27 protein-coding genes and 1 pseudogene are annotated in these 26,061 nt (G+C 64.5%); 12 read left to right on the forward strand and 16 right to left on the reverse strand.

Going from position 1 to position 26,061, the window contains the following annotated elements; genetic code table 11:
* Positions 1 to 2: 2 nt before the first annotated feature.
* Entirely contained in the window at positions 3 to 554 is a 552-nt protein-coding gene (locus tag NKJ26_RS09780) for a MaoC family dehydratase (RefSeq protein ID WP_352695090.1), read from the reverse strand.
* Positions 555 to 750: 196 nt separating this feature from the next.
* On the opposite strand from NKJ26_RS09780, the gene NKJ26_RS09785 reads away from it, so the two are divergent.
* Positions 751 to 879, forward strand: coding sequence for a hypothetical protein (locus NKJ26_RS09785; protein WP_352695091.1), 129 nt, complete (start codon positions 751 to 753; stop codon positions 877 to 879).
* 74 nt (positions 880 to 953) lie between these two features.
* Here NKJ26_RS09785 and NKJ26_RS09790 read toward each other — a convergent pair whose 3' ends face one another.
* The 3 genes from NKJ26_RS09790 to NKJ26_RS09800 form a co-directional block, all read right to left on the reverse strand.
* Positions 954 to 1,937, reverse strand: coding sequence for a Tim44 domain-containing protein (locus NKJ26_RS09790; protein WP_352695231.1), 984 nt, complete (start codon positions 1,935 to 1,937; stop codon positions 954 to 956).
* 74 nt (positions 1,938 to 2,011) lie between these two features.
* Positions 2,012 to 2,308 carry a TFIIB-type zinc ribbon-containing protein gene (locus NKJ26_RS09795; RefSeq protein ID WP_352695232.1) on the reverse strand — a complete coding sequence of 99 codons (297 nt, stop codon included), beginning with the start codon at positions 2,306 to 2,308 and terminating at the stop codon, positions 2,012 to 2,014.
* A gap of 297 nt (positions 2,309 to 2,605) precedes the next feature.
* The gene (locus NKJ26_RS09800; RefSeq protein WP_352695092.1) at positions 2,606 to 3,595 is read right to left on the reverse strand and encodes a zinc-dependent alcohol dehydrogenase family protein; all 990 of its coding nucleotides are present in this window, start codon (positions 3,593 to 3,595) and stop codon (positions 2,606 to 2,608) included.
* Positions 3,596 to 3,697: 102 nt separating this feature from the next.
* On the opposite strand from NKJ26_RS09800, the gene NKJ26_RS09805 reads away from it, so the two are divergent.
* Positions 3,698 to 4,600: a LysR family transcriptional regulator gene (locus tag NKJ26_RS09805; RefSeq protein ID WP_352695093.1), complete on the forward strand. Its 903-nt coding sequence runs from the start codon at positions 3,698 to 3,700 to the stop codon at positions 4,598 to 4,600.
* Between the two features lie 148 nt (positions 4,601 to 4,748).
* Positions 4,749 to 6,394 (forward strand): annotated as a pseudogene (locus NKJ26_RS09810) (acetolactate synthase large subunit).
* 113 nt (positions 6,395 to 6,507) lie between these two features.
* On the opposite strand, the gene NKJ26_RS09815 reads toward NKJ26_RS09810, so the two are convergent.
* A complete protein-coding gene (locus tag NKJ26_RS09815; RefSeq protein WP_352695094.1) occupies positions 6,508 to 7,158 on the reverse strand; it encodes a GNAT family N-acetyltransferase in 651 nt (216 codons plus the stop codon).
* A gap of 164 nt (positions 7,159 to 7,322) precedes the next feature.
* Between NKJ26_RS09815 and NKJ26_RS09820 the strand changes: the two genes are divergently transcribed.
* From NKJ26_RS09820 to NKJ26_RS09830, 3 genes are read left to right on the forward strand one after another with little or no spacing between them, the layout of a single operon-like run.
* Positions 7,323 to 8,624 carry an ArgE/DapE family deacylase gene (locus NKJ26_RS09820; RefSeq protein WP_352695095.1) on the forward strand — a complete coding sequence of 434 codons (1,302 nt, stop codon included), beginning with the start codon at positions 7,323 to 7,325 and terminating at the stop codon, positions 8,622 to 8,624.
* On the forward strand, positions 8,621 to 9,679 hold the full coding sequence (locus NKJ26_RS09825) for a phosphotransferase (protein WP_352695096.1): 1,059 nt from the start codon (positions 8,621 to 8,623) through the stop codon (positions 9,677 to 9,679). Before NKJ26_RS09820 ends, NKJ26_RS09825 begins: the two co-directional genes overlap by 4 nt.
* On the forward strand, positions 9,680 to 10,990 hold the full coding sequence (locus tag NKJ26_RS09830; protein ID WP_352695097.1) for an aspartate aminotransferase family protein: 1,311 nt from the start codon (positions 9,680 to 9,682) through the stop codon (positions 10,988 to 10,990). It begins immediately after the preceding gene.
* A 31-nt stretch (positions 10,991 to 11,021) separates the two neighbouring features.
* On the opposite strand, the gene NKJ26_RS09835 is transcribed toward NKJ26_RS09830, so the two are convergent.
* Genes NKJ26_RS09835 through NKJ26_RS09855 form a run of 5 tightly spaced genes read right to left on the reverse strand, consistent with a single transcriptional unit; the run spans position 11,022 to position 15,766 of the window.
* On the reverse strand, positions 11,022 to 12,320 hold the full coding sequence (locus NKJ26_RS09835) for an NAD(P)/FAD-dependent oxidoreductase (RefSeq protein WP_352695098.1): 1,299 nt from the start codon (positions 12,318 to 12,320) through the stop codon (positions 11,022 to 11,024).
* The gene (locus NKJ26_RS09840; RefSeq protein WP_352695233.1) at positions 12,317 to 13,300 is read right to left on the reverse strand and encodes a branched-chain amino acid ABC transporter permease; all 984 of its coding nucleotides are present in this window, start codon (positions 13,298 to 13,300) and stop codon (positions 12,317 to 12,319) included. Before NKJ26_RS09840 ends, NKJ26_RS09835 begins: the two co-directional genes overlap by 4 nt.
* Positions 13,297 to 14,205 (reverse strand): branched-chain amino acid ABC transporter permease, encoded by a 909-nt coding sequence (locus NKJ26_RS09845; protein WP_352603936.1) that lies wholly within the window; start codon positions 14,203 to 14,205, stop codon positions 13,297 to 13,299. The genes NKJ26_RS09840 and NKJ26_RS09845 overlap by 4 nt, the downstream gene beginning before the upstream one ends.
* Complete coding sequence (locus tag NKJ26_RS09850) at positions 14,202 to 14,969, reverse strand: branched-chain amino acid ABC transporter ATP-binding protein (protein WP_352603934.1); 768 nt, start codon at positions 14,967 to 14,969, stop codon at positions 14,202 to 14,204. Before NKJ26_RS09850 ends, NKJ26_RS09845 begins: the two co-directional genes overlap by 4 nt.
* Positions 14,966 to 15,766: an ABC transporter ATP-binding protein gene (locus tag NKJ26_RS09855; RefSeq protein ID WP_352695099.1), complete on the reverse strand. Its 801-nt coding sequence runs from the start codon at positions 15,764 to 15,766 to the stop codon at positions 14,966 to 14,968. Before NKJ26_RS09855 ends, NKJ26_RS09850 begins: the two co-directional genes overlap by 4 nt.
* 125 nt (positions 15,767 to 15,891) lie before the next feature.
* On the opposite strand from NKJ26_RS09855, the gene NKJ26_RS09860 reads away from it, so the two are divergent.
* The 6 genes from NKJ26_RS09860 to NKJ26_RS09885 are packed head-to-tail and all read left to right on the forward strand — an operon-like array spanning position 15,892 to position 20,240.
* Positions 15,892 to 16,626 carry a GntR family transcriptional regulator gene (locus NKJ26_RS09860; protein WP_352603930.1) on the forward strand — a complete coding sequence of 245 codons (735 nt, stop codon included), beginning with the start codon at positions 15,892 to 15,894 and terminating at the stop codon, positions 16,624 to 16,626.
* Positions 16,623 to 17,114: a DUF3830 family protein gene (locus tag NKJ26_RS09865; protein WP_352695100.1), complete on the forward strand. Its 492-nt coding sequence runs from the start codon at positions 16,623 to 16,625 to the stop codon at positions 17,112 to 17,114. Before NKJ26_RS09860 ends, NKJ26_RS09865 begins: the two co-directional genes overlap by 4 nt.
* Positions 17,107 to 17,460 (forward strand): TIGR04076 family protein, encoded by a 354-nt coding sequence (locus tag NKJ26_RS09870; RefSeq protein ID WP_352603926.1) that lies wholly within the window; start codon positions 17,107 to 17,109, stop codon positions 17,458 to 17,460. The genes NKJ26_RS09865 and NKJ26_RS09870 overlap by 8 nt, the downstream gene beginning before the upstream one ends.
* Positions 17,457 to 18,512, forward strand: coding sequence for an aldo/keto reductase (locus tag NKJ26_RS09875; RefSeq protein WP_352695101.1), 1,056 nt, complete (start codon positions 17,457 to 17,459; stop codon positions 18,510 to 18,512). Before NKJ26_RS09870 ends, NKJ26_RS09875 begins: the two co-directional genes overlap by 4 nt.
* Positions 18,509 to 18,940 carry a hypothetical protein gene (locus tag NKJ26_RS09880; RefSeq protein ID WP_352695102.1) on the forward strand — a complete coding sequence of 144 codons (432 nt, stop codon included), beginning with the start codon at positions 18,509 to 18,511 and terminating at the stop codon, positions 18,938 to 18,940. The genes NKJ26_RS09875 and NKJ26_RS09880 overlap by 4 nt, the downstream gene beginning before the upstream one ends.
* 40 nt (positions 18,941 to 18,980) lie before the next feature.
* Positions 18,981 to 20,240 (forward strand): ABC transporter substrate-binding protein, encoded by a 1,260-nt coding sequence (locus NKJ26_RS09885; RefSeq protein WP_352695103.1) that lies wholly within the window; start codon positions 18,981 to 18,983, stop codon positions 20,238 to 20,240.
* 83 nt (positions 20,241 to 20,323) lie between these two features.
* Here NKJ26_RS09885 and NKJ26_RS09890 read toward each other — a convergent pair whose 3' ends face one another.
* From NKJ26_RS09890 to NKJ26_RS09915, 6 genes are all read right to left on the reverse strand, one after another.
* A complete protein-coding gene (locus tag NKJ26_RS09890; protein WP_352695104.1) occupies positions 20,324 to 21,124 on the reverse strand; it encodes an ABC transporter permease in 801 nt (266 codons plus the stop codon).
* Positions 21,121 to 21,993, reverse strand: coding sequence for an ABC transporter permease (locus NKJ26_RS09895; RefSeq protein ID WP_352695105.1), 873 nt, complete (start codon positions 21,991 to 21,993; stop codon positions 21,121 to 21,123). Before NKJ26_RS09895 ends, NKJ26_RS09890 begins: the two co-directional genes overlap by 4 nt.
* The gene (locus tag NKJ26_RS09900; RefSeq protein ID WP_352695106.1) at positions 21,990 to 23,093 is read right to left on the reverse strand and encodes an ABC transporter ATP-binding protein; all 1,104 of its coding nucleotides are present in this window, start codon (positions 23,091 to 23,093) and stop codon (positions 21,990 to 21,992) included. The genes NKJ26_RS09895 and NKJ26_RS09900 overlap by 4 nt, the downstream gene beginning before the upstream one ends.
* A gap of 76 nt (positions 23,094 to 23,169) precedes the next feature.
* Positions 23,170 to 24,195 (reverse strand): ABC transporter substrate-binding protein, encoded by a 1,026-nt coding sequence (locus tag NKJ26_RS09905; protein ID WP_352695107.1) that lies wholly within the window; start codon positions 24,193 to 24,195, stop codon positions 23,170 to 23,172.
* Positions 24,196 to 24,247: 52 nt separating this feature from the next.
* A complete protein-coding gene (gene araD1 / locus NKJ26_RS09910; protein ID WP_352695108.1) occupies positions 24,248 to 25,246 on the reverse strand; it encodes an AraD1 family protein in 999 nt (332 codons plus the stop codon).
* A 29-nt stretch (positions 25,247 to 25,275) separates the two neighbouring features.
* Positions 25,276 to 26,052 (reverse strand): SDR family NAD(P)-dependent oxidoreductase, encoded by a 777-nt coding sequence (locus tag NKJ26_RS09915; RefSeq protein ID WP_352695109.1) that lies wholly within the window; start codon positions 26,050 to 26,052, stop codon positions 25,276 to 25,278.
* Between the last annotated feature and the right edge of the window lie 9 nt (positions 26,053 to 26,061).

Raw genomic sequence — 26,061 nt, forward strand, 5'->3', positions numbered from 1 at the left:
CGTTACTTCTCCGTCTTGCCGACGAAATCGGCCGGGTTGCGATATTTCACCGTTTGCAGGTGCTCGCAATAGAGTACGAGCTCGCCTTCGCCCTTGAACACCTCGTAGCTGGCGCGGATCAGCCCCATTTCCTTGTAGCGGGGTTTCTTGTCGAGGTTGGAACGGATCGAATAGATCGTATCGCCAATGAAGACAGGTTTGATGAAACGGAGCTTGTCGTAGCCGTAGGAAAAGGCGTTGACGCAGTTGGTGGCGACCAGCCCAAGTCCGGCCGAGAAGACAAAGGCGCCGGCGATCAGCCGTTTGCCGAAAATGCCTTCGCTTTCGGCGAACATCTGGTCCTGCACATAGGGGTGGATATCGAGCACCAGCGTGTTGAACAGGTGGCTGTCGCCTTCCGCCATGGTGCGGCGCAACGAGCGGATCTTCTGGCCAACCGGCCAGTCCTCGTAGAACCAGTTTTCGGCGTTCCACACCGGCAGGGCCGCGTGATCCCCGGGCATGTTTCTGGGGTGCGTCGAGGCGACGCCGACAGTGGCGACGAAGTCGTTCATGGCCGATCTCGCGGGAGGCTCCGGGCAGCCATTTGAACACGCATCAAAGCGCCTGAAAGCACGACGTCTCCTCCCGCCAATCTTCTTTTGTAAATAGTATTTTCACATATGGGGTTACGTTGCAAGCGTGAACAGGCGAAATCTTGGCAACTCCCGCGCGCCGAAGCGCTCCGGGACTGGGAGGAAAACACGCGCAATGCCTGTCTGGCGCTTTGTCGGCAGCATGAACCGCGCGGCGCCCTGTTTTCAGGGCGCGCGCGGCGCCGGTCTCGGCATCCAGAGCTTCGACGAGGAATGCTGGGATCAAAAATCGCCAAACCAATGATGCCGGAAGCGGGCTAAGCGGCGTAACCAGGCGCGGACGCTACCATATCCTGCACTGAACCGCGTAGCCGCGGCTCAGGCCTGCTGTATTGCCGAGAGTTTCCAGTTCGAGCCATTCTCACGCACGAATGTCCACAGTTCGGTCGTCTCTGTCGGGTGTTCTTCGTCGCCCTCGACCACCTTGCCGCTGGCCCGTTCGCGGGTCACGTCACGAGACTCGTAGCGCAACGCGGCCGTGGCGTAGTCGCGACTGTCCTCGCGCCAGCTTTCCGCGATGTCTGCCTGCAGCAAAGTGATGTCCGACACCTCGTTCCTGAGACCTTTGTGTGCATTGTCGGCCAGCTCTTCGGACAAATAGGACACCATCTCGGGGGTCACCGCCCGGCGCAACGCGGCATGGTCTTCGCGCCCGAATGCTTCCTGGACATCGGTCAACAGCTGCTGGAATGTATCGAGGTCGGTGTGAGCCAGCGTGATCTCATCGGAACCGGTGGCCGAAGAGCCTCCGCCCGAACCGCCGCCAAAGCCGGGAATTGTGAAGGAGCGTGCAGGGTCCGTCCGCTGCTGTGCCGTTGCGCGGTTTTCAAACCTCGAAGCCTGGGCATTGCCAGCGCCCGCGAGCGCGGGAGCAGAAGATCGCGACCGGAAGAACCTGATAGCCAACATGATTGCGCCACCGATGAGCAGGGCCTGAAGCAGGAAACCGAACATGCCCGCCAGGCCGCCGAAGCCCTGGCCTACGAGCAGGCCGATCAGGCCTCCGAGCAGCAGACCGCGCATCATCGTTCCACCGAAGCCGCTCATGAAGCCGGGCCGTTGCAGGCCGGCCTGCGGCTGCCGGGCCGCAGTGTTCATACCGGTGTTGGGCGTCATCGAACGCTCGACCGGAGCGGTCGGCGCCGGTGCGGTTCTGGTCGGTGGTGCCGATTGGAACGTACGCATCCCACGACTGCCGAAACTGCCGCCGCGACGCGCCTCGGCGTGATCCATCGCGACCATGGTGAATGCAAGAAACAGTCCCGCAAAGAGGGCGGCAAATCGGCTTGTGCGAGAGATCATCGGGGATGGACCTTTATCCATGTTGTTTTGGAAATTTTCGGCAAACGCCGGCCCAGCCATCGGCCGCTATGCGCTCAATCGAACAACTCTTCGAGGAAGGATTTCTTCCGCTTCGGATAGCGGTGGCCCTGCGAGCGGGAATAATCGTCGTCGCGGCCGTGGCCATGTTGCGACTGCGGGAATGCTGTCGGCTGCGGCGCGGGCGATGCGTCCCTGCCGGAACGCTCGATGATCTTGTCGAGTTCCCCTCGATCAAGCCAGACGCCGCGACACTGCGGACAATAGTCGATTTCGATACCCTGGCGTTCGCTCATCACGAGCGCGACGCGGCAGGAGGGGCAAGCCAAACCAAGGATGGAAGAAGACGTCATGTGGGGCTCCAAACCAGAAAGAAATGAGCCCGCTTGACCGAAAAAGATGGAAACGGGCCCGTTATAGCGGTCCGACATCACGATCGCCAAAAGCGATAGTCAGAGGGGCCCGGCCCGCACCGGAGACTTAGGAATCCGGAGCCGTGCCTTCAAGGGCGATGTTGATTGCGAGGACAATTTGTTCGCCATCGGCTCGGGCTCGCGGCCGGGCTATTCGATCATAGTGCCGCCACGCACATGAGCGTGTCTTGTGCGCGGCGATCCGGTGCCTGAACCGATGACGGGGAGGGTTAGCGCTCAGATTGTCACCACGATCTTGCCGAACTGCTCGTTCGATTCGAGATAACGATGCGCTTCGACGATCTGATCGAAGGCGAAGGTCCTGTCGATGACCGGGCTTAGAGTGCCATCCTCCAGGCCTTCGAGGATGAACGCCTTGGCGGCCTCCAGCTTCGCAGCTTCGCCGGTGATCTCGTGGACGAGGTAGCCGCGCAGCATCAGCGTCTTGGCCAGCACGGTGGACAAGGGGAACGGTGTCGGCTCGGGGCTCAATCCACCATATTCGATGAGAATGCCGCCCCTTGCCATCGCCGCCGTCAGCGGCTCGAAGATCGGGCCGCCGATTGCGTCCAGCACCACGCGCGCACCTCGCGGTCCGGTGATTTCGCTCAGCCGCGCAGTAAGGTCTTCCTCGGCCAGCACCACGACTTCGGCCGCTCCGGCGTCGAGGAGGGCTTGTCTCTTGGCCGATGTTCGCGTCACCGCGATCGCGGTCGCGCCGACCTTGTTGGCGATCTGGATCGCGGCGAGCCCGACACTGCTCGACGCCGCCGTGATGACGACCGCGTCTCCGCTGATTAGTCCGGCAATGTCGATCAGGGCGCCGTAGGCGGTGAGGTACTGCATCCAGACGGCCGCCGCCGTCTGCCAGTCGAGCGATGGCGGATGCTTGACGACGAGCTCGGCGGGGTAGGTGACAAGCTCGCCATAAGCGGGCCAGCGGATCATCGATCGCGGCGGGATGACACTGACGGCGTCGCCTAGCGCGAAGTCTTTCACACCTTCGCCCAATGCCTCGATGACGCCCGCCGCCTCCAGGCCAAGCCCGGACGGCAGCTTCGGCGTCTCGATATAGGCGCCGGCGCGCAGCAGCGCCTCGGCGCGATTGACGCCGAGTGCCTTGACGCGGATTTGAACTTCGCCCGGCCCTGGTGGGGGAAGCTCGACATGTTCGATGCGCAGGACCTCTGGGCCACCATGCTGGTGAAAGCGAACAAGACGTGTCATTCGATGTACTCCAAATTACATGAGCTGAATGAGCTATGCATTGGGAGATGGAAGCGATAAATGGCATTCTGGATAGAACAATAGAAACCAGGAGTTCCGAATATGGATCGGCTCGAAAGCATGGCCGTGTTCATCAAGGCGGTCGACCTCGGCTCGTTCGCGGCGGCAGCGGTCGCGCTCGATCTGTCCGGACCGATGGTTGGCAAGCATGTTCGCTTTCTCGAGGACCGGCTGGGCGTGCGCCTCATCAACCGGACCACGCGGCGGCAGAGCCTGACCGATTTCGGCCGCGCCTATTATGAACGCTGCCGGGTCGTGCTGGGCGAGGCCGAAGCCGCCGACGCGCTCGCCGCCGACCAGCTCACCGAGCCGCGCGGAAAACTGCGCGTCACCATGCCGGCGCATTTCGGCCGCCACTGCGTGACACCGGTGCTGCTGGCGCTGGCGCGGCAATATCCGATGCTGGAACTCGACCTGTCGCTCAACGATCGCTTCGCCGACCTTGCCGATGACGGCTACGATCTAGCCATCCGGACCGGCGCGCTGGACGACAAGGCAGGCGTGATCGCTCGGCGCGTCGCGCGCCAGGCAATGGTCGTCTGCGCGGCGCCCTCTTATCTGGAACGCCATGGCGAGCCGCGGCGAATCGAGGATCTCGCCGATCACCAGGCGATCGTCTACCGCCGGCTCGGCCAGATCGTTCAGCCATGGCTGTTTGCGCGCGAGGCGCAGTCCATACAGGAGATCACGCCAACCGGCCGGCTGCGGCTCGACGATCTCGACGCCATCGCCGATGCCGCGGTTCACGGCATGGGCCTTGCCTGGTTGCCCTACTGGCTGGTTCGCGAGCGCATCCAGGCCGGCGCGCTGGCGGCCCTGTTGCCGGACCAGCCGCGCTATCTCTACGACTGCCACGCACTTTGGCTGCAGACGCCGCATCTGCCGCTGAAGGTGCGGCTTGCCGTCGATGCGCTGGCCGCCGCCCTGCCGAAATCCATGGCCTGATCGCCGCTTTGCCGCCTCGGCAAGGATGCAAACTCGGGTTTCTTTCACATAGCTGGTATGGAGTGCACGCTTCCGGTCTTTGAGGCGCAGCGTTCCGGTGCGATATGAAATGGCTGACGGAAACATGCGCATCATAGGAGAGACGTTTATGGCCAAAGGTTCGGATCTGTTCGTGGCCGCCCTCGAGAACGAAGGGGTCGACCGGATTTTCGGCATTCCGGGCGAAGAAAATCTGGACATGGTCGAATCCATCCGCCGTTCGTCGATCCAGCTGGTCCTGACCCGCCACGAGCAGGCGGCCGCCTTCATGGCCGCCACCTATGGCAGGCTCACCGGCAAGCCCGGCGTCTGCATCACCACGCTTGGCCCGGGCGCGCTCAATCTTTCGACGGGCGCGGCCTATGCGCTGCTCGGCGCGATGCCGATGATCATGATCACCGGCCAGAAGGGGATATTGTCATCGCGGCAGGCACGCTTCCAGATCGTCGACATCGTCGCGGCGATGAAGCCGCTGACCAAGCTGTCGCGCCAGATCGTCTCGCCGAAGATGATCCCGTCGCTGGTGCGCGAAGCCTTCCGCGTCGCCCAGGAAGAGCGCCCCGGCCCGTGCATCTGGAACTGCCGGAAGACATCGCAGCGGCGGAGTGCGAGCCGATCGCCCTGGTGCCGACGCACCCGGTCGAACTGCCGATGGCCAGCGCGGCCGCGCTCGACCGCGCCGCCGGGATGATCATGGAGGCCAGACGCCCGCTGTTGATGCTCGGCGCGGCGGCGTCGCGGCCGCGCTCGACCTCCGATCTGGCCCAGTTCGTGCTGCGCACGCAAATTCCCTATTTCACCACGCAGATGGGCAAGGGCACCGTGCCCGGCGGCACCGAGCTCTACATGGGAACGGCGGCGCTTTCGGAACGCGATTATGTGCACGAGGCCATAGAACAGGCCGACCTGATCATCACCATCGGTCACGACACGGTCGAGAAGCCGCCCTTCATCATGGGTGCCAGCGGACCGAAGGTTATCCATGTCGGTTATCACACGGCCGATGTCGAGCAGGTCTATTTCCCGCAAGCCGAGATCGTGGGCGATCTCGGCCCGTCGCTGAAGCTGCTGGCCGATCGCATCGAGGGCAAAATCCCCAATGCACAGGCCCTGCTGCCGCTGCGTGAAGGCATTTTGAGCCGGATCGCCGCGCGCGCCACCGAGGATCGCTTCACGCCGCAGCGCATCGTGCATGACGTGCGTGCCGTGATGCCGGCGGACGGGATTCTCGCCCTCGACAACGGCATGTACAAGATCTGGTTCGCCCGCAACTACCGGACGCGCATGGCAAACACGCTGCTGCTCGACAATGCGCTGGCCACCATGGGTGCGGGCCTGCCGTCGGCGATGATGGCGGCGCTGCTCTATCCGCAGCGCCGGGTCATGGCCATCTGCGGCGATGGCGGCTTCATGATGAACAGCCAGGAACTGGAGACCGCCGTCAGGCTCAAGCTCAACCTGGTCGTCCTGCTGCTCGAGGACCATGCCTATGGCATGATACGCTGGAAGCAGGCGGTCGACGCGTTTCCGGATTTCGGCATGACCTTCGGCAATCCAGACTTCGTGAAATACGCCGAGGCCTATGGCGCCAAGGGGACCAGGGTCGGCGCGATCGCCGATTTTCAGCCTGCGCTGGAGCAGGCCTTCGCCGGCGGCGGCGTGCATCTCGTCGTCGTGCCGATCGACTATTCCGAAAACACCAGGGTGCTTGTCGAAGAATTGCGCGAGCGGCTGCCGGCGCCGCGGGCGAAATGACGGCACCGGCGCCTCACGGGACAGCCATGCGGTCAGCCGGCCCAGGCGTGCACCTTCCGCCGCCCATTGTGCCATCGTCGTCAACTTGCAGCGGCCTGCGGAGACGGTTTCGTCTAGCTTCCGGCGACCCACTCCGCTTCGATCAGGGGAATCTGCGGTGCGGCATCGCGCGGCAAGGTTCCCTTGATCCGGGGATCGTCGGCAATTTCGAACCCGGTCGCAACGGGAAAAAACCCGCAGGCCTTGTAAAAACCGATGACGCTGTGGTGGTCGAAGCTGCTGGTGTGCAGCCAGATGCGGCTTGGACCGAGTCGCCATGCCTGATCGAGCGCGCCGGCCATCAGCCGCTTGCCAAGGCCCTGGCCTGTCAATGAAGGGAACAGTCCGAAATACGTGATCTCGATGTCGATCTCGTCGCCGTCGGCCACGGAGAACTCGACCATGCCGACATGATCGCCTTTTTCGTCGTAGCCGTAGTAGAGATGCTGGCGGGTGTCGGCGAAATGTGTGGTGATCTCGGCATCCGACATTTCGGCAGCGCGATCCCAGAGCCAGGGCGCGCCGATCTCGAGAAAAATGGCGCGGTACGAGGCGCAGTCGGGCTTTGTGATCCGGGTCATTGTCAGCGGTTGCGCAAGATCCGGAACCGGCCTGCGCGCTTCCATCCACGTCACCGCGTTGACGATCTTGCCAGCCGGCAGACGCCGGTAGCCGACCGCCAGATCGGTGATTTCATCCGGTAACGTACCTTCGGTGATCAACATCTATCCTCGGTCTTCCGCACGTCGCTTTACCGGCCCAGGACGTGATGCCAACTATGCGGCCATCTGCCAAGAGGCTCCGGAAGCTGGTCGTAATTTTGGCCGGCCGGCCTTTCCTCAAATGGCATATGAGATATGACACACCATCCAAGTGAGAGCGAAACATGATGCCTGAGCGAATTGCGGACGAGGCCATTCTCAGCGCGGTCGACGACGGCTTCGCGCGACAGGTCGCGTTCCTGGCCGATCTCGTGCGCTTTCCTTCCCAACGCGGCGAAGAACACGCCGCTCAGTCGTTCATGGCCGCCGCTTACGAGGCCGACGGCTATGCGGTCGACATGTGGCGCGTCGATGTCGACGCTATTCGCGACCTGCCGGGTTTTTCGCCCGTGGCGGTTTCCTATGACGATGCCTTCAATGTCGTCGCCACCCACACGCCGCGAAACGCGACCGGCCGCTCGCTGATCCTCAACGGCCACATCGACGTCGTGCCGACCGGGCCGCTCGACCGCTGGGTGCGCGATCCCTATGACCCGGCGATCGAGGACGGCTGGATGCACGGCCGCGGTGCCGGCGACATGAAGGCCGGCCTGTCGGCCTGTCTCCATGCGCTGACGGCATTGCGCAGCCTCGGCTATCAGCCGGCGGCGAAGGTGTTTTTGCAGTCGGTCGTGGAGGAAGAGTGCACCGGCAATGGCGCGCTCGCTTGCCTGCAGCGCGGCTACCGCGCCGATGCCGCTTTCATCCCCGAGCCGCTGGAACCGCGGCTGATGCGGGCGCAGGTCGGGCCGATCTGGTTCAGGGTCGAGGTCGATGGCGACCCGCAGCACGCGTCGGGCGCTTTCTCGGCCGGTGCCAACGCCATCGAAAAGGCCTTCGTCGTCATCCAGGCGCTGAAGCAGCTCGAAATCGTCTGGAACGCGCGCAAGGTCAACGACAAGCATTTCTGCGATCATCCGCACCCGATCCGCTTCAATCTCGGCAAGATCGAGGGCGGCGAGTGGACATCGAGCGTTCCGGCGCGCTGCGTCTTCGAAATGCGCGTCGCGACCTATCCCGGCCAGAAGCTCGAGGATGCCAGGACCGAACTCGAGGCCTGCATCGCCGATGCGGCACGCGCCGATCCGTTTCTTGCCAACCGCCCGCCCAGGATTAGCTATAACGGCTTCATGGCCGAGGGCTACGTGCTGGAGGGCGCCGACGAGATGGAAGCCGTGCTGCGCCGCAGCCACACCGCCGTCTGGGGCGAGCCGCTGACGGAACACGTCACTTCGGCGACCACCGATGCTCGCTTCTTCGGCCTCTATGCCGACACGCCGGCGATCGTCTACGGGCCGATCTGCCGCATGCCGCATGGCTATGACGAGGCCGTCGATCTGGACTCAGTGCGCAAGGTCACCCAGACCATCGCCCTGTTCATCGCCGACTGGTGCGGGCTCGAGCCTGTCGATCCCGAGGCCAAACCATGAATACCGAAGTGTCCGATACTTTCGGCGAAACGCTCGCCGGGGACGCGCCGGATGTTTCGGTCGCCGACGCTCTTGCCATCCTGCGCCGGCACTACGGGCTCGCCGGCACCGCCCGTCCACTGCCGGGCGAGCGTGACCATAATTTCCATGTCCAGACGGACAGTCAGGGCGAGTTTGTCCTGAAGATCTCCCATCCGGCGGAAGAGGCCGGCTTCACCGATTTCCAGAACAAAGCGCTCGACCATATCCGTGCGGTCGATCCCACCTTGCCGGTGCCCTCGGTGTGCAAAAGCCTGGAGGGTGATGCGCAATTCACGGTCGGCATCGATGGATCGGCGCCGCGTATCGTCAGGCTGGTCACCTATCTGCCTGGCCAGCTGCTGTCGCGCTCGCCCACGTCGGCCGCACAGGATCGCAATCTCGGCATCTTCCTCGCCCGCCTTGGCCGGGCGCTGCGCGGCTTCTTCCATCCGGCGGCCGGCAGCGACCTGCTTTGGGATATCCGCAAGGTCGCCAAGACGCGGCCGATGCTGGCGCATATCACCGATCCCGGTCGGCGCGCGATGGTCGAACGCGTCATCGACGCCTTCGAGGAACATGCGGCGCCCATCATCCCGGCATTGCGCGCCCAGATCGTCCACAACGACATGAATTCCTACAATGTGGTGATGGACGCATCGCGGCCGGAAATGGTCAGCGGCATCCTCGATTTCGGCGACATGATCCACTCGCCGCTGATCTGCGACCTTGCTATCGGCGCCGTCTATCGCTGGCCAGCGGCAGGCCATCCACTGGTGTCGGCCGCACGCTTCGTCGCCGGCTACCAGTCGGTGCAGCCACTGGAGGACGAAGAGATCGGCATCCTCTTCGATCTGATCCGTGCCCGCCTTGCGCTCATCGCCAACATCGCCAGCTGGCAGGCGGAGCGCTTCCCGGCCAAGCGCGACTATGTGCTGCGCCTCATCACCGAGGTCTGGGCATCGCTCGAACGGCTGGACGGACTGTCGTCCGCCGATGCCCGCCGCTATTTCCTCGACCATTCCAAGCCGGAGTAGATGCTCGTGTCCCAGCCCTCGTCACGTCCTGCGAATACCGACACCACGGTATCGGACCGCGCCCTGCTCGAACGCCGCGCCAGGCTGCTCGGGCCCACCTACCGCGCCTTCTACCGCAACCCGGTCCATCTGGTGCGCGGCAGCGGCGTCTGGCTCTACGATGCGCAGGGCCGCAAATTCCTCGACGCCTACAACAATGTCGCCTCGGTCGGGCACTGCCACCCGCGCGTCGTCGAGGCCCTGTCGGGGCAGGCGGCTACGCTCAACACCCACACACGTTATCTCAGCGAGATCGTCCTCGACTACGCGGAAAAGCTGCTCGGCACCTGCCCGCCTCATCTTGGCCACGCCATGTTCACCTGCACCGGCAGCGAGGCCAACGACCTCGCCATCCGCATCGCCCAGCATTCCAGCGGCGGCACCGGCGTGATCATCACCGACTTCGCCTACCACGGCGCCACCATCGCCACCGCGCAGCTGTCGCCGGCGGCGGTTGGCGCCAAGGGCGTACCCGCGCAGCATCGGACCGTGGCAGCGCCGGATACATTTCGCGACCATGGCCGCGCCGCGCATGCTTTCGCCAGCAATGTCGCCGCGACCATCGAGGATATGCGCGCGCAAAATATCCGCCCGGCCGCGCTGCTTCTCGACTCGGCCTTTTCCAGCGACGGTATCTTCTTTCCCGAGGCGGCGGTGATGCGCGAGGCCGCGGATCATGTCAGGAAGGCCGGCGGCATCGTCATCGCCGACGAGGTCCAGTCCGGCTTTGGCCGGCTCGGCCAAGGCATGTGGGGTTTCGCCAATTACGGCATCGAGCCCGATATCGTCACGCTGGGCAAGCCGATCGGCGACGGGCATCCGATGGCAGCCGTGCTCGTGCGGCCTCAGCTCGTTGCCTCCTTCGGCTCGAACACCGGCTACTTCAACACCTTCGGCGGCAACCCGGTCGCGGCCGCCGTCGGCATCGCCGTGCTCGAGGTGATCGACGGCGAAGGCCTGATCGAGAATGCCCGCAACGTCGGCGCCTATACGGGCGATCTGCTGCGCGCTTTGCAGGGCCGGCACGGCATGGTCGCCGATGTCAGGCACAACGGCCTCTATTTCGGCGTCGAGCTGACGGCGGATGGCGACGACGCGTTGGCCGCCGGCAAGACCTCGGTTGTCGTCGAAGCCATGCGCGAGGACGGCGTGCTGATCTCGTCCTGCGGTCCGCGTGGCAATGTGCTGAAGATCAGGCCGCCTCTGCCGTTTGCCCGCGACAACGCCGAGCAACTGGCCGAGACGCTCGATCGCGCATTGTCGCAGTGGTGATCGGGTCTCCGCATGCTGATGATCGTCCGGCCTAGCCGTCCAGCCGGTCGCGCAGCATGCTCCAGCCGAGCAGCACATTGGGCGCGTGCCGCAGCACAGCGTGAAACGGGATCGGTGCCGGCGGCGCGAAGGGCAGCGGAAGGTCACGCGCATCGGTTCCCGCGGCCCAGTCGGCCAGCACCTTCCCCATCGCCGTCGTCATGGCGATGCCGCGCCCATTGCAGGCACGGCCGGCGATCAGCCCTGGCCCGAGGTCGATGAGGTGCGGCAGGAAATCCGGTTCGACCGCCGCCATCCCCGACCAGCTATAGGCCAGCGGCGGCAGGTCGGGGAGATCGAGATGCCGGCCAAGCCTTCGCCAGATCGCCTGCGGCACGCGCGTATCGGCGGCGGCGCCGAGGATGTGCATGCCGCCGCTGATCAGCCGATTCTCGGCGTCGAAGCGGAAGGTGAAGAGATTGCGCCTGGTATCCCCGACACCTTGACCGCCGGGCAAGAGGCGGGTGCGAGTTTCGCGCGGCAGAGGCGCGGTCGCGATCTGGAAAACCTTCAGCGGAAAATAGGTCCGCTGCAATGACGGATTGAGTGGCCCGCCATAGGCGTTGGTCGCGATCAGCACTTTGGCGGCGTGCACCGAACCCGATGGCGTTTTCAGCGTCCAGCCTTCGGCAGTGCGATCGATCGACGCGACCGGGCTATGCTCGAAAATCCGCGCGCCGGCCTTCTCCGCCGCACCGGCCAGCCCGCGTGCGTATTCCACCGGATTGAGCACGCCACCCGAACGATCCATCCAGCCGCCGGCATAGCCGCGCGCGCCCGTCAGCGCTTCGACCTCTTGCCGATTCAGCGTGACGGTCGGCCTGCCGCGCAGTGCCCATTGCCCGGCGCGTGATTTGACCTTCTCGAACGCGGCGAGCGAATGCGCCGGCTGGATCCACCCGTTCTGCAAGGCGTCGCAGTTTATGCCGTGCCGCCGGATCAGATCGAAGACGAGGTCGGCGCTGCCGACAGCGAAATCGATCAGCCTTTCGCCGCGCTCGGATCCGAGGTGGGCAAGAATGTCGTCCGGATCCATCTTGGCGAAGTTCGGTACGACGAAACCGGCATTCCTGCCGGTCGCGCCCCAAGCGATGAATTCGGCTTCGAGAACGGCGACGGAAAGCCCTTTCCCGGCCGCGTGCAGCGCGGTCGATAGACCGGAAAAGCCGCCACCGACAATGGCGAGATCGACGTCGATCTCACCTTGCAGCGCCGGCCGCTCGCGGCGGCTGCGGCTGACGGCATGCCAGAGCGAAGTGCCATGTGCCTCCCGCCGGACCAAGGCATTCATGACCCGGAACTGCTCTTGGCCGCAGCCACCTTCGCCCGTTTGCCGAAGCGCGGCCGCCGCGGCCTGTCGCCGAACAGGCCGTTCGGCCGGATCAGCAGGATGACGCAGAGCATGACGCCGATGGCGACGATCTGCAGCGAGGCGGCGCGCGCCTGCTGTTCCGGCGGGAACAGCACGCTGGTCAGGGTGCCCGATCCTGCCCAGATCGCCCACACCAGGACGCTGCCGATGACGGCGCCGAGATTGCTGCCCGAGCCGCCGACGATCAGCATCACCCAGACCTGGAAGGTGAGGATCGGCAGGTAGTTGTCCGGTGCGATGAAGCCGGTGAAGTGCGCCTGCAGCGCGCCGGCCAGCGCCATGATGGCGCCGCCGACGGCAAAGGCCTGGACGCGGTAGAAACGCGCGCTCTTGCCCAGCGAGATTGCCGCCCGCTCGTCCTCGCGCAACGCTTTCAAGACGCGCCCCCATGGGCTGCGCGACAGGTGCTCCAAAGCGAGATAGGCGATCAGCGTGACCGCTGAGACGACGGCGAGGTTGGCCAGGTTGAACAACAGCGGCGTCTCGGCAAGGCCGCCGAAGGGGCGCGGAATGAAGCCGATGCCGAACGGTCCGCCGGTCAATTTCTGTGCGTTGAGCGCGACCAGCTGCACGACGACGGCGACGCCGAAGGTGGTGATCGCCAGATAGTCGGACCTGAGCCGCAGCGTCGCCATGCCGGTCAGCGCGGCGGCGATGCCGCCGACGACCATGGCACCAAGCCAGCCGGCAAGGATCGGCAGGCCGAAACCGCCCAGCCGCGCGGCATCATCCGGCGTGGTCAGCAGCGCCGAGGTGTAGGCGCCGATGGCGACGAAGCCAGCGAGGCCGACATTGAAAACCCCGGTCAGTCCCCATTGCAGGTTGAGCCCCAGCGTGACCAGCGAAAAGATCAGCGCGGTGGTCAGGAAGAACGCGCCGTAGCCGAGCAGGTCCATCAGCGTTCCCTTACACCAAACAGGCCGATCGGCCGCACGAACAGCACCGCCATCAGGATAACGAAGGAGACGGCGGCGCGCCATTCGGCGCCGATCATTTGCACGGCGCCGGCTTCGGCGAGCCCGATGATCAGGCCGCCGAGCACAGCACCTGGAATGCTGCCGATGCCCCCGAGGATGGCGGCGGCGAACATCGGCAGCAGCATGTCGAAGCCCATGAACGGACGGATCTGCACCAGGATGCCGATCATCACGCCGGCCACGCAAGCGAGCGCCCCGCCGATGATCCAGGTGACGCGGACCACGCTGGCGACGTCGATGCCGACGATGCGGGCGAGTGCCGGGTTCTGGCTCAAGGCCTGCATCGAGCGGCCGGTCTGCGTGCGCGTCATCAACAGATGCACGCCAAGCACGAGCGCGGCTGTCAGCAGCAAAAGCGCGATCTGGTCGGGCGTGATGCGAATGCCGAAGCCGACCGGCATGGCGATCTGGATCGCCCGGCTGAAATAGGTCGGCCGCGAGGTGAAGGTGAACTCGAGCAGGCTCCGGAGCGCCATCGAGGCGCCGAAGCTCGCCATCACCACGATGATCGCCTGGCCCTGTGAGCGCAGCCGCGCGAACAGCACCTTGTCGAGCAGGAGTGCCAGGAGGGCGGTGAATGCCATGCCGACGAGCAGCGCGACAAGAAGCGGCCAGCCGAACGACAGCGGTCCGATCGGCGCCACCTTGCCGAAGGCCGCACCGATGGCGCCGACGACGGCCAGCGTTGCATAAGTCCCCCAGGCCATGAAATCGCCATGGGCGAAGTTGGAAAAGCGCAGGATCGAGTAGGTAAGCGTCACGCCGATCGCGCCGAGGCCGATCATCGAGCCGGTCAAGAGGCCGTCGACGACGAATTGCAAGCTCATGCCGCGCCTCCCTTGCCGGCGTGCCCCACCTTCTCTGCACCAAGCGGCCGCTGGCCAAGATAGAGTTCGGCGACGACGGGGTCGTTCCACAGTTCGGAGGCGACGCCTTCGTGCCGGTCCTTGCCCTCGACCAGCACATAGGCGCGGTCGCCAATGGCAAGTGCAGCCTTGGCGTTCTGCTCGACCAACAGGATGGTGACGCCGGACTTGCGGATGCCGGCCAGCATCTCGAACACCATCGAGACGAATTTCGGCGACAGGCCGGCCGACGGCTCGTCCAGCACAAGCACCTTGGGATGGACGATCAGCGCCCGCGCGACGGCCAGCATCTGCCGCTGCCCGCCCGACAGGTTGCCGGCGGCGGTCCGCCGCTGGCGGACGAGGTCGGGGAAGGCCGCATACATTTCGTCCATGCGGGCAGGGATTTCGCGCCGCTCGAGAATGCCGCAGGCAACTTTGAGATTGTCCTCCACCGACATTAGCGGGAAAATGTTCTCGGTCTGCGGCACGAAGGCGAGGCCGAGCCGCACCATGGTGTGGGCGGGAGCGGCGGTGATGTCCTTGCCGTCCAGAAATACCGTGCCGCCGGTGATCGGGACCAGGCCGGCGATCGCCTTGATGAAGCTCGACTTGCCGGCGCCGTTCGGACCGAGGACGACGACGATCTCGCCCTTGCCGACGGTGATCGAGGCACCACGCACGATCGGCACGCCGGGTTCGTAGCCGGCTTCGAGATCGCGGACATCGAGGACAATCTCGCTCATGCCGCGCCTCCGAGATAGGCCTCGATGACACGCGGGTCGCGGGCGACCTCTTCCGCCGTGCCTTCGCTCAGCAACTGGCCGCTCGCCATGACCAGGACGCGATGGCAGAGCCGCGTCACCATGTCGATATTGTGCTCGATCAACAGGAAGGTGATGCCGCGCGCGTTGATGTCGCGGATGCGGTCGATGATGACTTCGAGCAGCGTCGCGTTGACGCCCGCCGCCGGCTCATCGAGCAGGATGATGGCCGGGTCGGCCATCATCACGCGGGCGAGTTCGAGCAGCTTGCGCTGGCCGCCGGAAAGCACGCGCGCCGGCTCGTGCGCCAGGTGGGTGAGGGTGACGAGGTCCAGCAGTTCGAGGGCCTTTGTCCTGGCCGCTCTTTCCTGCGCCGCCACCCGCCACGGAGTGACGAAATTGGCGAGCAATCTTTCGCCGGCCTGGCCCTGTGCCGCCAGCATGATGTTTTCGATCAGTGTCAGATTGGGCAGCGGGCGCGGGATCTGGAAGGTGCGGCCAAGGCCACGGCCGATGCGCAGATGAGCGGCTTCGCCTGAGACATTCGCATTGTTCAGAATGATCTCGCCGCTGCTTGGCGGGATGCTGCCGGCCAGCAGGTCGAACATCGTCGTCTTGCCGGCGCCGTTCGGGCCGATAAGGCCGAGGATTTCTCCCGCCTCGACGTCAAACGATACGTCGTTGACGGCGACGAGGCCGCCGAACCGCCTGACGACGTTTCTTGCGCTTAGAACCGGCGCTTGGGTCTCCCGCCCGTGCCGTTCGGTTGCCTCGCTCATCAAACCCTCTGGCCGAAGACGATCGGTGCCGCCTCCTGATTTTGATTTGTGATCACACTTGCGTTGATCACGCTATTCGGCTTTAATTTCATCCGCAAGCCGAAAACGGGCCGAGATGGATTTCCATGCAAAAGGCTGCCATCGAAAAGAACAATGAAGCGATCGCTGCCCAGCTTGCGCCGGTCGGCCGCGAGACCGTGCAGGATCGCGTCTACTCCGAGTTGCGCCGTGCCTTGATCGGCGGCCTGTTCGAGCCAAGCCAGGTGCTGACCATCCGGGGCCTTGCCGATGCGCTGGTCACCTCGACCATGCCGGTGCGCGAGGCGCTCGGCCGGCTGATCACGGAAAAGGCGCTGGAGGCTCTGCCCAACCGCTCGGTGCGGGTGCCACCGATCACGCTGGAACGGTTGGATGATCTCCTGCGTGCCCGCATCCTGATCGAGGGCGAGGCGATCGCGCTGGCCGCCGCGCGCATGGGCCCGCGCCAGATCGCCACCATCGAGACCATCCTGGGCGAATGGGACGAGATGCGGGCGCTGAAACACAAGAAGGATGTCGATCGCGAAGTCACGCTCAACCAGAGCTTTCATTTCGAGATCTATCGCTCCTGCGGCTCGGCCGTGCTGATCCCGATGATCGAGAGCCTATGGCTGCAATCCGGACCCTGCATTCGCGTCGCCATCTACGCCTTCTCGGAAGCCGGCGAGGTCGACACCGCCCAGTATCACCGCCGCATCGTTACCGCGCTGGCCACTCAGGACGCGCAGGCGGCGCGCGAGTCGCTGGCCGCCGACATCAGCCGGCCCTTCACCTTCCTGCGCAGCAAGCTGCAATCCGCCGCCGCGAAAGACCGGACATGACCGCCATCAGCATCACCGAGCCGCGCTCGAAGCTCTCCGTCACGGCCCAGCTGCTGCCCGGCAAGGCGCCGGAGAATGCAGCCTTTCTCAGGGCTTATCTGGGCACTCCGCGCGTCGTCCCCGGCATCCATGCGATGTGGACCGGGCCGGAAATCTCCTGCCCGGTGCCCGCCGCCGATCTCAAGGGACAGGCCTATGCAAAAGTCCTGCCGGCGGAGAACGCGACTTTGACGCCGCAGCCGGGAGACATCGTGCTGTCCTACGTGCCGCCGCGCATGTGGGGCGGCAACCCCAGTGCGATCTTCGATATCGGCCTGTTCTACGGGCAAGGCGCGCGTCTCTTGTTCCCGATCGGCTGGCTCGCCGGCAGCGTGGTGGCGCAGGTGCCGCCTGAGGAGCGCGAACAGTTCGCCGCCGCATGTGGGGTGATCCGGCGCAACGGTGCCTGCGACGTGACCTTCAGCCTGGTGGAGGCCTCAAATGGCTGACGACAGTTTCGAGCTCTTCGACCTTCGCGTCGAGGCCGTCATCCCGCAGGGCAAGCCGATCTATTGCGGCGCCAAGCAAGGCGACTATTTCGAGCTCAAGGGCGAGATGCTGTCGATGCCGGCGGGGCAAGGCTTCTCGATCTATTCGCTTGCCGCCGTGCTGCCGCTGCTGGCGGCAAAGCAGCGACCGACCCACGCCAACGACTGGATGACATCGGATGCCGAGGTTGCTTGTCCCGATCCCAATTGCGCCAGCCGGCTGCGGATCGTCAGGACAGGTAAAAGGCGGTTCAGCCATGCCGAGACGACGGCGGTGCCGCTGCCGGAGGAGGGTAACCGCGGATGACAGCCAGGACCTTCGAACTCAGCCCCGGCTACACCATCTCGCGTGTCATTCGCGGCGGTTGGCAACTGGCCGGCGGGCATGGCACCATCGACCGCCAGCAGGCGGTCGCCGACCTGATCGCCACCTTCGACGCCGGCATCTGGACTTATGATTGCGCCGACATCTACACCGGCGTCGAGGAACTGATCGGCGCCGCGCGCCTGCGGCTGGCGAGCGAGCGCGGCCTCGACGTCGCGGCCAGGATGAAGGTGCATACCAAGCTGGTGCCCGACCTCGAACGGCTCGCCAACATCAGCCGCGACTATATCAGGGGCATCGTCGACCAGTCGTTGCGGCGGCTGAAGACCGAAAGGCTCGATCTCGTGCAGTTCCACTGGTGGGACTATGCGATAGCCGGCTATGTCGAGACGATGGGATGGCTCGACGAGCTTCGGTTGGAAGGCAAGGTGCGTAATCTCGGCACCACCAATTTCGACACGCCGCGGCTGGCCGAAATCCTCGCCGCCGGCATCCCGCTGGTCAGCCAGCAACTGCAATATTCGGTGCTCGACCAGCGGCCGGGCAACAGCCTCGCCGCGCTCGCCGCGAAAAACGGTGTCAGCTTCCTCTGCTACGGTTCCGTGGCCGGCGGTTTTCTCAGCGACAGATGGCTGGGCGCGGCCGAGCCCGCCACGCCGCTCGAGAACCGGTCGCTGGTCAAATACAAGCTGATCATAGACGATTTTGGCGGCTGGGATCTGTTCCAGCAGCTGCTTCAGGCGTTGAAGTCCGTTGGCGATCGCCATGGCGTCGACATCGCGACAGTGGCGAGCGCCTGGGTGCTCGCACAGCCGCAAGTGGCTGCCGTCATCGTCGGCGCCCGCAACCAGGCGCATGCGCTGGCGAATGCGAAAATCATGGACATTACTCTTGATGCCCGGGACCGCGCGAAAATCGCGTCGGTGATTGCGCAAAGCCAAGGCCCCGAGGGCGACGTCTACACGCTGGAGCGCGACCGCCATGGCCGTCACGGATCGATCATGCACTACAATCTGAACGCGGGCCGGACATGATCGCCATCAACGACACGCTGTTTTCGAGGGCCAGCGCCGAGGTGATCGACCTGCATCGCTTCTTCGTCGGCTGGTTCGTCGCCGCGCGCGCCGACGAGGTCGATTTCAGCCGCTTCGAACGCGCCATGGGCGAAGGCTTCGCTATGGTCGCGCCGGACGGCCAGGTTCTCGATCGCGCTGCGGTCGTCGATCATGTCCGCTCGAGCCGCGCCACTTGCGACGACGGCTTTGCCATCGCGATAGAGGACATCCGGCCCGGCTGGCAGAGTGCCGATACCATCGTCGTCTTCTATGTCGAGGCGCAGCTGCGCGCGGGCAGGCACAGCCGCCGCCAGTCGAGCGCCGTCTTCACCATCAGTTCATCGGCGCCCAACGGCGTCGAATGGCGACATCTGCATGAAACCTGGCTGCAGATGCCGGAAGGCTGAAACAGGCTCCAGAGATCAGAACAACGAAAGGGGAACAACAATGACAAAAACGATACTCCAACTCACCACCGCGCTCGCTCTCGTGACGATCGCCGGTGCGGCACAGGCCGCCGATTGCAAGATCACCGTCGGCCTGGTCATGGAACTGACCGGCCCGGCCGGCGAATATGGCCAGGCTGGCGCCAAGTCGGTCGAGATGGCCTTCCGTGACATCAACGCAGCCGGCGGCGTGCGCGGCTGCGATCTGGCGGCGGACACGCGCGACAGCCAGAGCCAGGGCAACATCGCGGTCGACGCCGCCACCCAGTTGGTCCAGGTCAAGAAAGTGCCGGTCATCATCGGCGGCATCATCTCGTCGGTGTCGATCCCGATCCTGACCTCGGTCACGGCGCCCGCCAAGATCGTCCAGGTCTCGCCTGCCTCGTCTTCGCCGACGCTGACGGCGCTCGGCCGCGACGGCAAGACCAACGGCATCTTCTTCCGCACCATCACCTCGGATGCTTTGCAAGGCGTCGCCGCCGCCAAATACGCCATCGACAAGGGCTTCAAGAAACTGTCGATCATCCATGTCAACAACGACTTCGGCGTCAACATGGTGGCTGAATTCTCGCGCGCCTATAAAGCGCTCGGCGGCACCATCGTGTCCGATACGCCATACAACGAGAAGCAGTCGAGCTATGCCTCCGAAGTCACCGCGGCTATGGGTGGCGAACCGGATGGGCTCTATCTCGTCAGCACGCCGGTCGACGGTGCAACGGTCGCCCGCACCTGGATTTCGCAAGGCGGCGTGCAGAAATTCCTGCTCAATGACGGCATGAACAGCCCTGACTTCATCGAATCCGTCGGCGCCGACTACCTGAAGGAGGCCTATGGCACGTCATCGGGCACCAGCCCAACCGCATCGACCGACTACTTCATGAAGAACTACAAGGAGTTCTCCGGCATCGAGCCGTCCAATCCGGCCGCCGACCGCTCCTACGATGCCGGCGCCATCGTCGGCCTCGCCATCGCTATTGCCGGCTCCGAGGATCCGGCCAAGATCAAGGACGCGATGTACAAGGCGGTCGACCCGGCCGGCACGCCGATCTTCGCCGGCAAGGACGAGTTCGCCAAGGCGCTCGGCTTGATCAAGGACAGCAAGCCGATCCGCTACGAAGGCGTCATCGGTCCGGTCGCCTTCGACAAATATGGCGACATCACCGGCCCGTTCCGGCTGTGGAAGATCGTCGACGGCAAGGTGACGACTGACGGCGAAATGACGACCGACGACGTCAACGCTTTGCAAGCCAAGCTTCAGTAAGGCATCTTACTTGTCCCGCCCGGCATCGGCCCCTGCAAGGTCGATGCCGGGCATCGTTCTGCCGGCATTGCCCCGCATCGTTCTTACGTCCGTTCCGTCGCGACTTGCCTGGGGATCAGAAAACGGGCGGCAAGTATGCACAGCAGCACCGTGAACATCAGGATCAGCGCCACCAGCGCATTGATGTCGGGTGAGAAGCCGAGCCGCATCATTGCCCAGAGCCTGACCGGCAGCGTGCTCTGCGTGCCGGTGACCAGGATGGTGATCATCGTTTCGTCGAACGACAGCGCGAAGGCCAGGATGCCGCCGCCGACCATGGCGCTCGACAGATTGGGCAGGATGATGCGCCAGAAGGTCTGCCAGCCCGTGGCGCCGAGATCGGAGGATGCCTCGACCAGCGTGCGGCTCATCGACTGCAGCCGCATCAGCACGGTGCGATAGACGATCGCCAGCACAAAGACGGTGTGTCCGATCACGACCGTCAGCAACGAACGTTCAAGGCCGATCTCGCGGAAGAAGATCAGCAGGGCCAGGCCGCTGATGATGGGTGGCATCAGGAACGGCAGGAAGATGATGAACTGCAGCACCGAACGCCCGGAACGGCGGCCGTGATAGTAGAGCGCCAGCAGCGTTCCGCTGACCACGGACAGGATCACGGTGCAGAGACCGACGATCAGCGTGGTGCGCAGGGCGGCCAGGATGTCATGGTTTTCGGCCAGCGCCACATAGGTCGAGACGGTCGGTGACGACCAGTCGACACTGCCATGCGACACCGCGAAGAACGACGACACGATCGGCACGAACAGCGGGCTGTAGAGCAGCACGGCAACCAGTGTCGTGATCGCGGCCAGGAAGATGGTGGAGGGGCGGGGCAGGGCGGTCATATCGGCGTTCCCCGGCTGCGCCCGAAGCGTTCGCCGACAAGGATTGCGACGATGACCACGACCGCCAATGCCACCGACAGCGCCGCGCCGAACGGCCAGTTATAGGCCGTGCCGAACTGGCTGTAGAGGATGCGGCCGAAGGTAAAGCCGCTGATCCCGCCGACCATTTGCGGTGTCAGGAAATCGCCGATTGCCAGCACGAAGACGAAGCTCGCCGCCGAGGCGACGCCGGGCAGGCTGAGCGGCAAGGTTATGCGCAGGAACGTCTGCCAGCCGCTGGCGCCAAGATCGTCGGAAGCACGCAGCAAGGTCTGCGGGATCCGCTCCAGCGACAGGAAGATCGGCAGGATGGCGAACGGGATCAGCAGCAGGGTCAGCGTCAGCAGTATGGCGTTCATGTTGAACACGAAAAGCGTCGACGGTTCCCACAGGATACCGAGCGCCACCAGCGCCTTGTTGAGAAAGCCATTGAGGCCGAGAATGCTGCGGATCGCGTAGATCTTGATGACGTAGCTCATCAGCAGCGGCACCAGCAGCAGCATCAACAAGGCGTAGCGCCAGCGTCCTCTCAACGTCGTCAGGAAATAGGCGGCGGGATAGGCAAGCAGAATGCAGAGGACCGCCACCGAAACGCACAGTATGATGGTGTTCCAGAACACCGGGAGAAAGACCGGATCGGTAAAGAAGCGGATATAGTTTCCTAGCGACAGCCCGTAGACGATCGTGCCCTGGTCGACGCTGAAGAAACTGTAGCCGAGGAAGATCGCCAGCGGTACCAGGACAAAGACCACCGGCAGGGCGAAGGCTAGCACCGTCACCAGCAGAGACCATCGCCTCTCCGCGGGCGGTATCGAGCCGGTTTCGTTCATGCCAGCACCAGGTGGCCTTCATGCGGCGCAAAGGAGAGGGATACCGCCCCGCCGGATGTGAGTGCACTGCCGCCGATCCGGCTTGGGACCCGCAGCCGCAGGCGTTGCGCGGCGTTGTCGGCGCCGGCGGTAATGGTGGCGACGGTCGATGAGCCGGCAAAGGCCAGATCGGCGATCGTGCCGGAAAATCGGTTCTGGGTGTCGTCCGCGCCAGCGAGGTGCAAGGCCTCGGGACGGAATGCAGCGAAGGCGCTGGCGCCATCCGCCGCGGCTTTCAGATGCGGCTGGCCGTCGATCGAGCAGACCAGCCGCCCGAGTGCCGTCTCGATCGATCGCAGGGCGCCCTGGACCATCCCGAGTTTTCCGGCCACCAGATTGTTCTCGCCGAAGAAACGCGCCACGAACTCACAGTTCGGCTTGTAGTAAAGCTCGTGCGGCGTGCCGAGCTGGCGGATGTGGCCGGCCTGCATGACGCAGATCCGGTCGGCCATGCAGATGGCCTCTTCCTGGTCGTGGGTGACGAACAGGAAAGTGGTCTTGATTTCGCGCTGTATGGATTTCAGGAATTCCTGCATCTGTCGGCGCAGCTCGAGGTCGAGCGCGGCAAGCGGCTCGTCGAGCAGGATCAGGCGCGGCTGGCAAATCAGCGCCCGGGCCAGTGCGACGCGCTGCCGCTGGCCGCCCGAGAGCTGGGCTGGGAACCGATCGGTGAAACGTTCGAGCTGGACCAGTTCCAGCGCTTCCGCGACACGGCGCTCGATCTCCTTGCGCTGGATATGGCGCACCGAAAGCCCATAGCCGACATTGCCGGAAACGGTCAGGTGCGGGAACAGCGCATAGTCCTGGAACACGGTGTTGAAAGGCCGCTGGTTGATCGGCATGCGGCTGATGTCCCGGCCGTCCAGGCGGATCTCGCCCGAGCTCAGCGGCTCCAGCCCGCCGATCAGCCGCAGGACCGTGGTCTTGCCGGAGCCGGACGGCCCGAGCACGGTCAGAAACTCGCCGTCCCGGATCGACAGGTCGATGTCGTGCAGCACGGGCACCGTGCCGTAGGATTTCGAGACGGACCGCAGCGTCAGTAGGTCGGCGTTCTGGTTCATAAGATACTCTCGCATACGCGTCGGCGGTCCGGAACGTCCGGACCGCCGGGTCCTTCGAAGTCGGGGTGCGGAAAGGTCAGGGCGTCGCCTTAACTTCGTTCCACATGTCCGAGCGCTTCAGCGGGTCCTCGACATTGTCGAGCCAGACAAGCTTGTCGTTGCCGCCGGCGCTGCTCGTCTCCGTCACCGTGTTGCCGAAGCCGGTGCGTTCGGAAAGCTCGCCGCTGACCTTCTTGGTCAGCATGAAGTCGATCCATTTCTCGGCCGCCGCATTGTCGCGGACGCCCTTGGAAATGACCCAGTTGTCAAGCCAGGCCAGCGCGCCCTCGCTCGGGTTGACGTAGGCGACATGGGCGCCGATCTTCTGCAATGCCTTGACCTGCTGCTGGCCGTAATTGGCCCAGATCAATGCCACATCGTTGTTCTGATAGATCTGCTGCGCCTCGTCGGCGGTGGTGTAGAAGCTCAGCACGTTGCGCTTGAGTTCGACCAGCTTGGCCTTGACCGCCGCCATCTGCTCTTCGTCGAGATTGAACGGATCCTTGTAGCCGAGCGTCAGCGCCGTGAACGAGAAATTGTGCTCGCCATTGTCGTAGGCCAGCACCTTGCCCTTGTAGGCCGGGTCCCACAGGACCGACATCGATGTCGGCGCCGGCTTGACCTTGTCGGTGTCGTAGATGAGACCGATGGAATCGAAGCAGAACGGAATGCCGTAGACCTTGCCGTCCTTGGTGTCGCCGCTCACCTTTGTCAGGTCGCGGAAGCGCGGCAGCACTTCCTTCTGGTTGGCGAGCTTCGTCACGTCGATCGGCGATACCAGATCGGCCTTGATGTAACGCTGCAGCTGGGCGGTGTTGACGGCGAAGACATCGAAGTCCTGCCCTTCGCTGCCCTTGATCTTGGCCCAGATCTCGTCATCGCTGCCGATGAAGACGACATCGACGCCGATTCCGGTCGCCGCCGTGAAATCCTTGACCCAGTCCGGGTCGGCATAGCCGTCCCAGGCCAGCACCCGCAGGTTCGCGGCCAGCGCCGCCGATGTCATCAGGCCGATGCCGAGCCCGATCGTCGCCATTCTCAGAAACAGTTTCTTCAGTCCCATTTTTAATCTCCCATTGTCATTCTGTTGGACCGCTATTTCCGGACATGCGCCGTCACAGCCGGGTGACGGCGACCAGTCCCTCGTCCGGCACCGACACCATCCGGTTGCGCAGTGGCTTGCCGAATGTCTGTGCCTGGATTTCATACTCGTCGCCGGCAGCCGTCTTGACGCCGGAGGCGTAGCTCATCACCGCCGCACCGAAGAAATAGGCATGCAGGTCGCCCGCCCTGCGGTGCATCGGGTAGCGGAAATGGAAGTGTTCGAGATTGGCGATCGAATGCGACATATGCGCCTCGCCCGACAGGAACTCCTGCTCCCAGATCACAGCGCCGTCGCGCAGGATGCGGGAATGGCCGCGCACTTCGTCGGGCAGGTCGCCGACAAGCAGTTCCGGCCCGATCGAACAGGAGCGCAGCTTGGAGTGCGCGAGATAGAGGTAGTTCTCGGCTTCCGTCACATGGTCCGAATATTCATTGCCGAGCGCATAGCCGATGCGGTAGGGGCGGCCGTCTGGCCCATTGAGATAGAGGCCGACGATCTCGGCCTCCTCGGCGCCGGCGCGCGCGAAGGCAGGCATCGGCAGTGGCGCACCGGGCGGCACGACGCAGGTGCCGACGCCCTTGAAGAACCATTCGGGCTGGATCCCGATCTGCCCGGCAGCGGGCTTGCCGCCCTCCAGGCCCATGCGGAAGATCTTCAGCGAATCCGATTCCTCGGCATCCGCGCCATGGGTCAGCACATGCATCTTGTCGCGCGCGGCGGCACTTCCGGTGTGGGTCAGGCCGGTGCCGGTGACCAGGAAGCGCGCCGGCTCGGGATGGTCGACCGGCGCCAGCACGCGGCCGTCGCGCAACAGCTCGTCATAGTCGATCGCAGCGGTGCCCGCCCGCTTCCCGGCCAGCGCGGCGATTGATGCGCCCTCGGCAATTGCCGCTTCGGCCAGTTCCAGTACGCTGCCGGTCTTTTCGAGCGGGTGCAGGTGATCGCCGTCGTCGGAGACACGGCCGACCCTTCTGCTGCCATCGGGCATTCTGTACTGAACAAGACGCATGAAACCACCTTCTTCCAAGACTGAACCGGTCACACCCAGCCGGCATCGACGATGAACTGCTGGCTCGTGCACATGCGGCTGTCGTCGGCGGCGAGGAACAGCGCCATGCGCGCGATGTCGGAAGGCCGCAGCCGGTCGGGAAGGCACTGCCTCTCCTCGATCTGGCGTTCGCCGGCCGGGTTCAGCCACAGGCGCATCTGGCGCTCGGTCATCACCCAGCCCGGCACCATGCAGTTGACGCGGATGCGCTCGGGGCCGAGTTCGCGGGCAAGTGCCCGCGTCATGCCGTAGACCGCCGCCTTGGCCGTCACATAGGCGGGGCAATCGGCATCGCCGACCATCCAGGTGATGGAGCCGAAATTGATGATCGAGCCGCCGCCCAGCGCGCTCATCTGCGGGCGCACCGCTTGCGCTGCAAAGAACTGATGGCGCAAATTGACCGCCATGCGGTCGTCCCAATAGGCCACCGTCACGTCCTTGGTCTGGTGGCGGTCGTCGTTGCCGGCATTGTTGCACAGCACCTGGATCGGGCCGTTGTGCCGCATTGCTTGCGCGGTGGCTGCCTGCAGCTCTTCCACGTTGCGCAGGTCGCAGGAAATGAACAGCGGCGCGGGCTGCCCCTCGGCCGCGATCGCATCGACCAGGCGCCGCGAAGGCTCCTCGGCCAGATCGACGAACGCCACGCGGCTGCCTTGGGCACAGAAATGGCGCACCAGGCTTTCGCCGATGCCGCTGCCGCCACCGGTTATGAACACGCTGCGCCCCGTGAGGCTGGGGTAGGTCGCGTAGCCGATTTCATCCGTCATCGCGCGCCT

It is taken from the genome of Mesorhizobium sp. M0152 (assembly GCF_040322415.1).
Classification (GTDB): Bacteria; Pseudomonadota; Alphaproteobacteria; order Rhizobiales; family Rhizobiaceae; genus Mesorhizobium.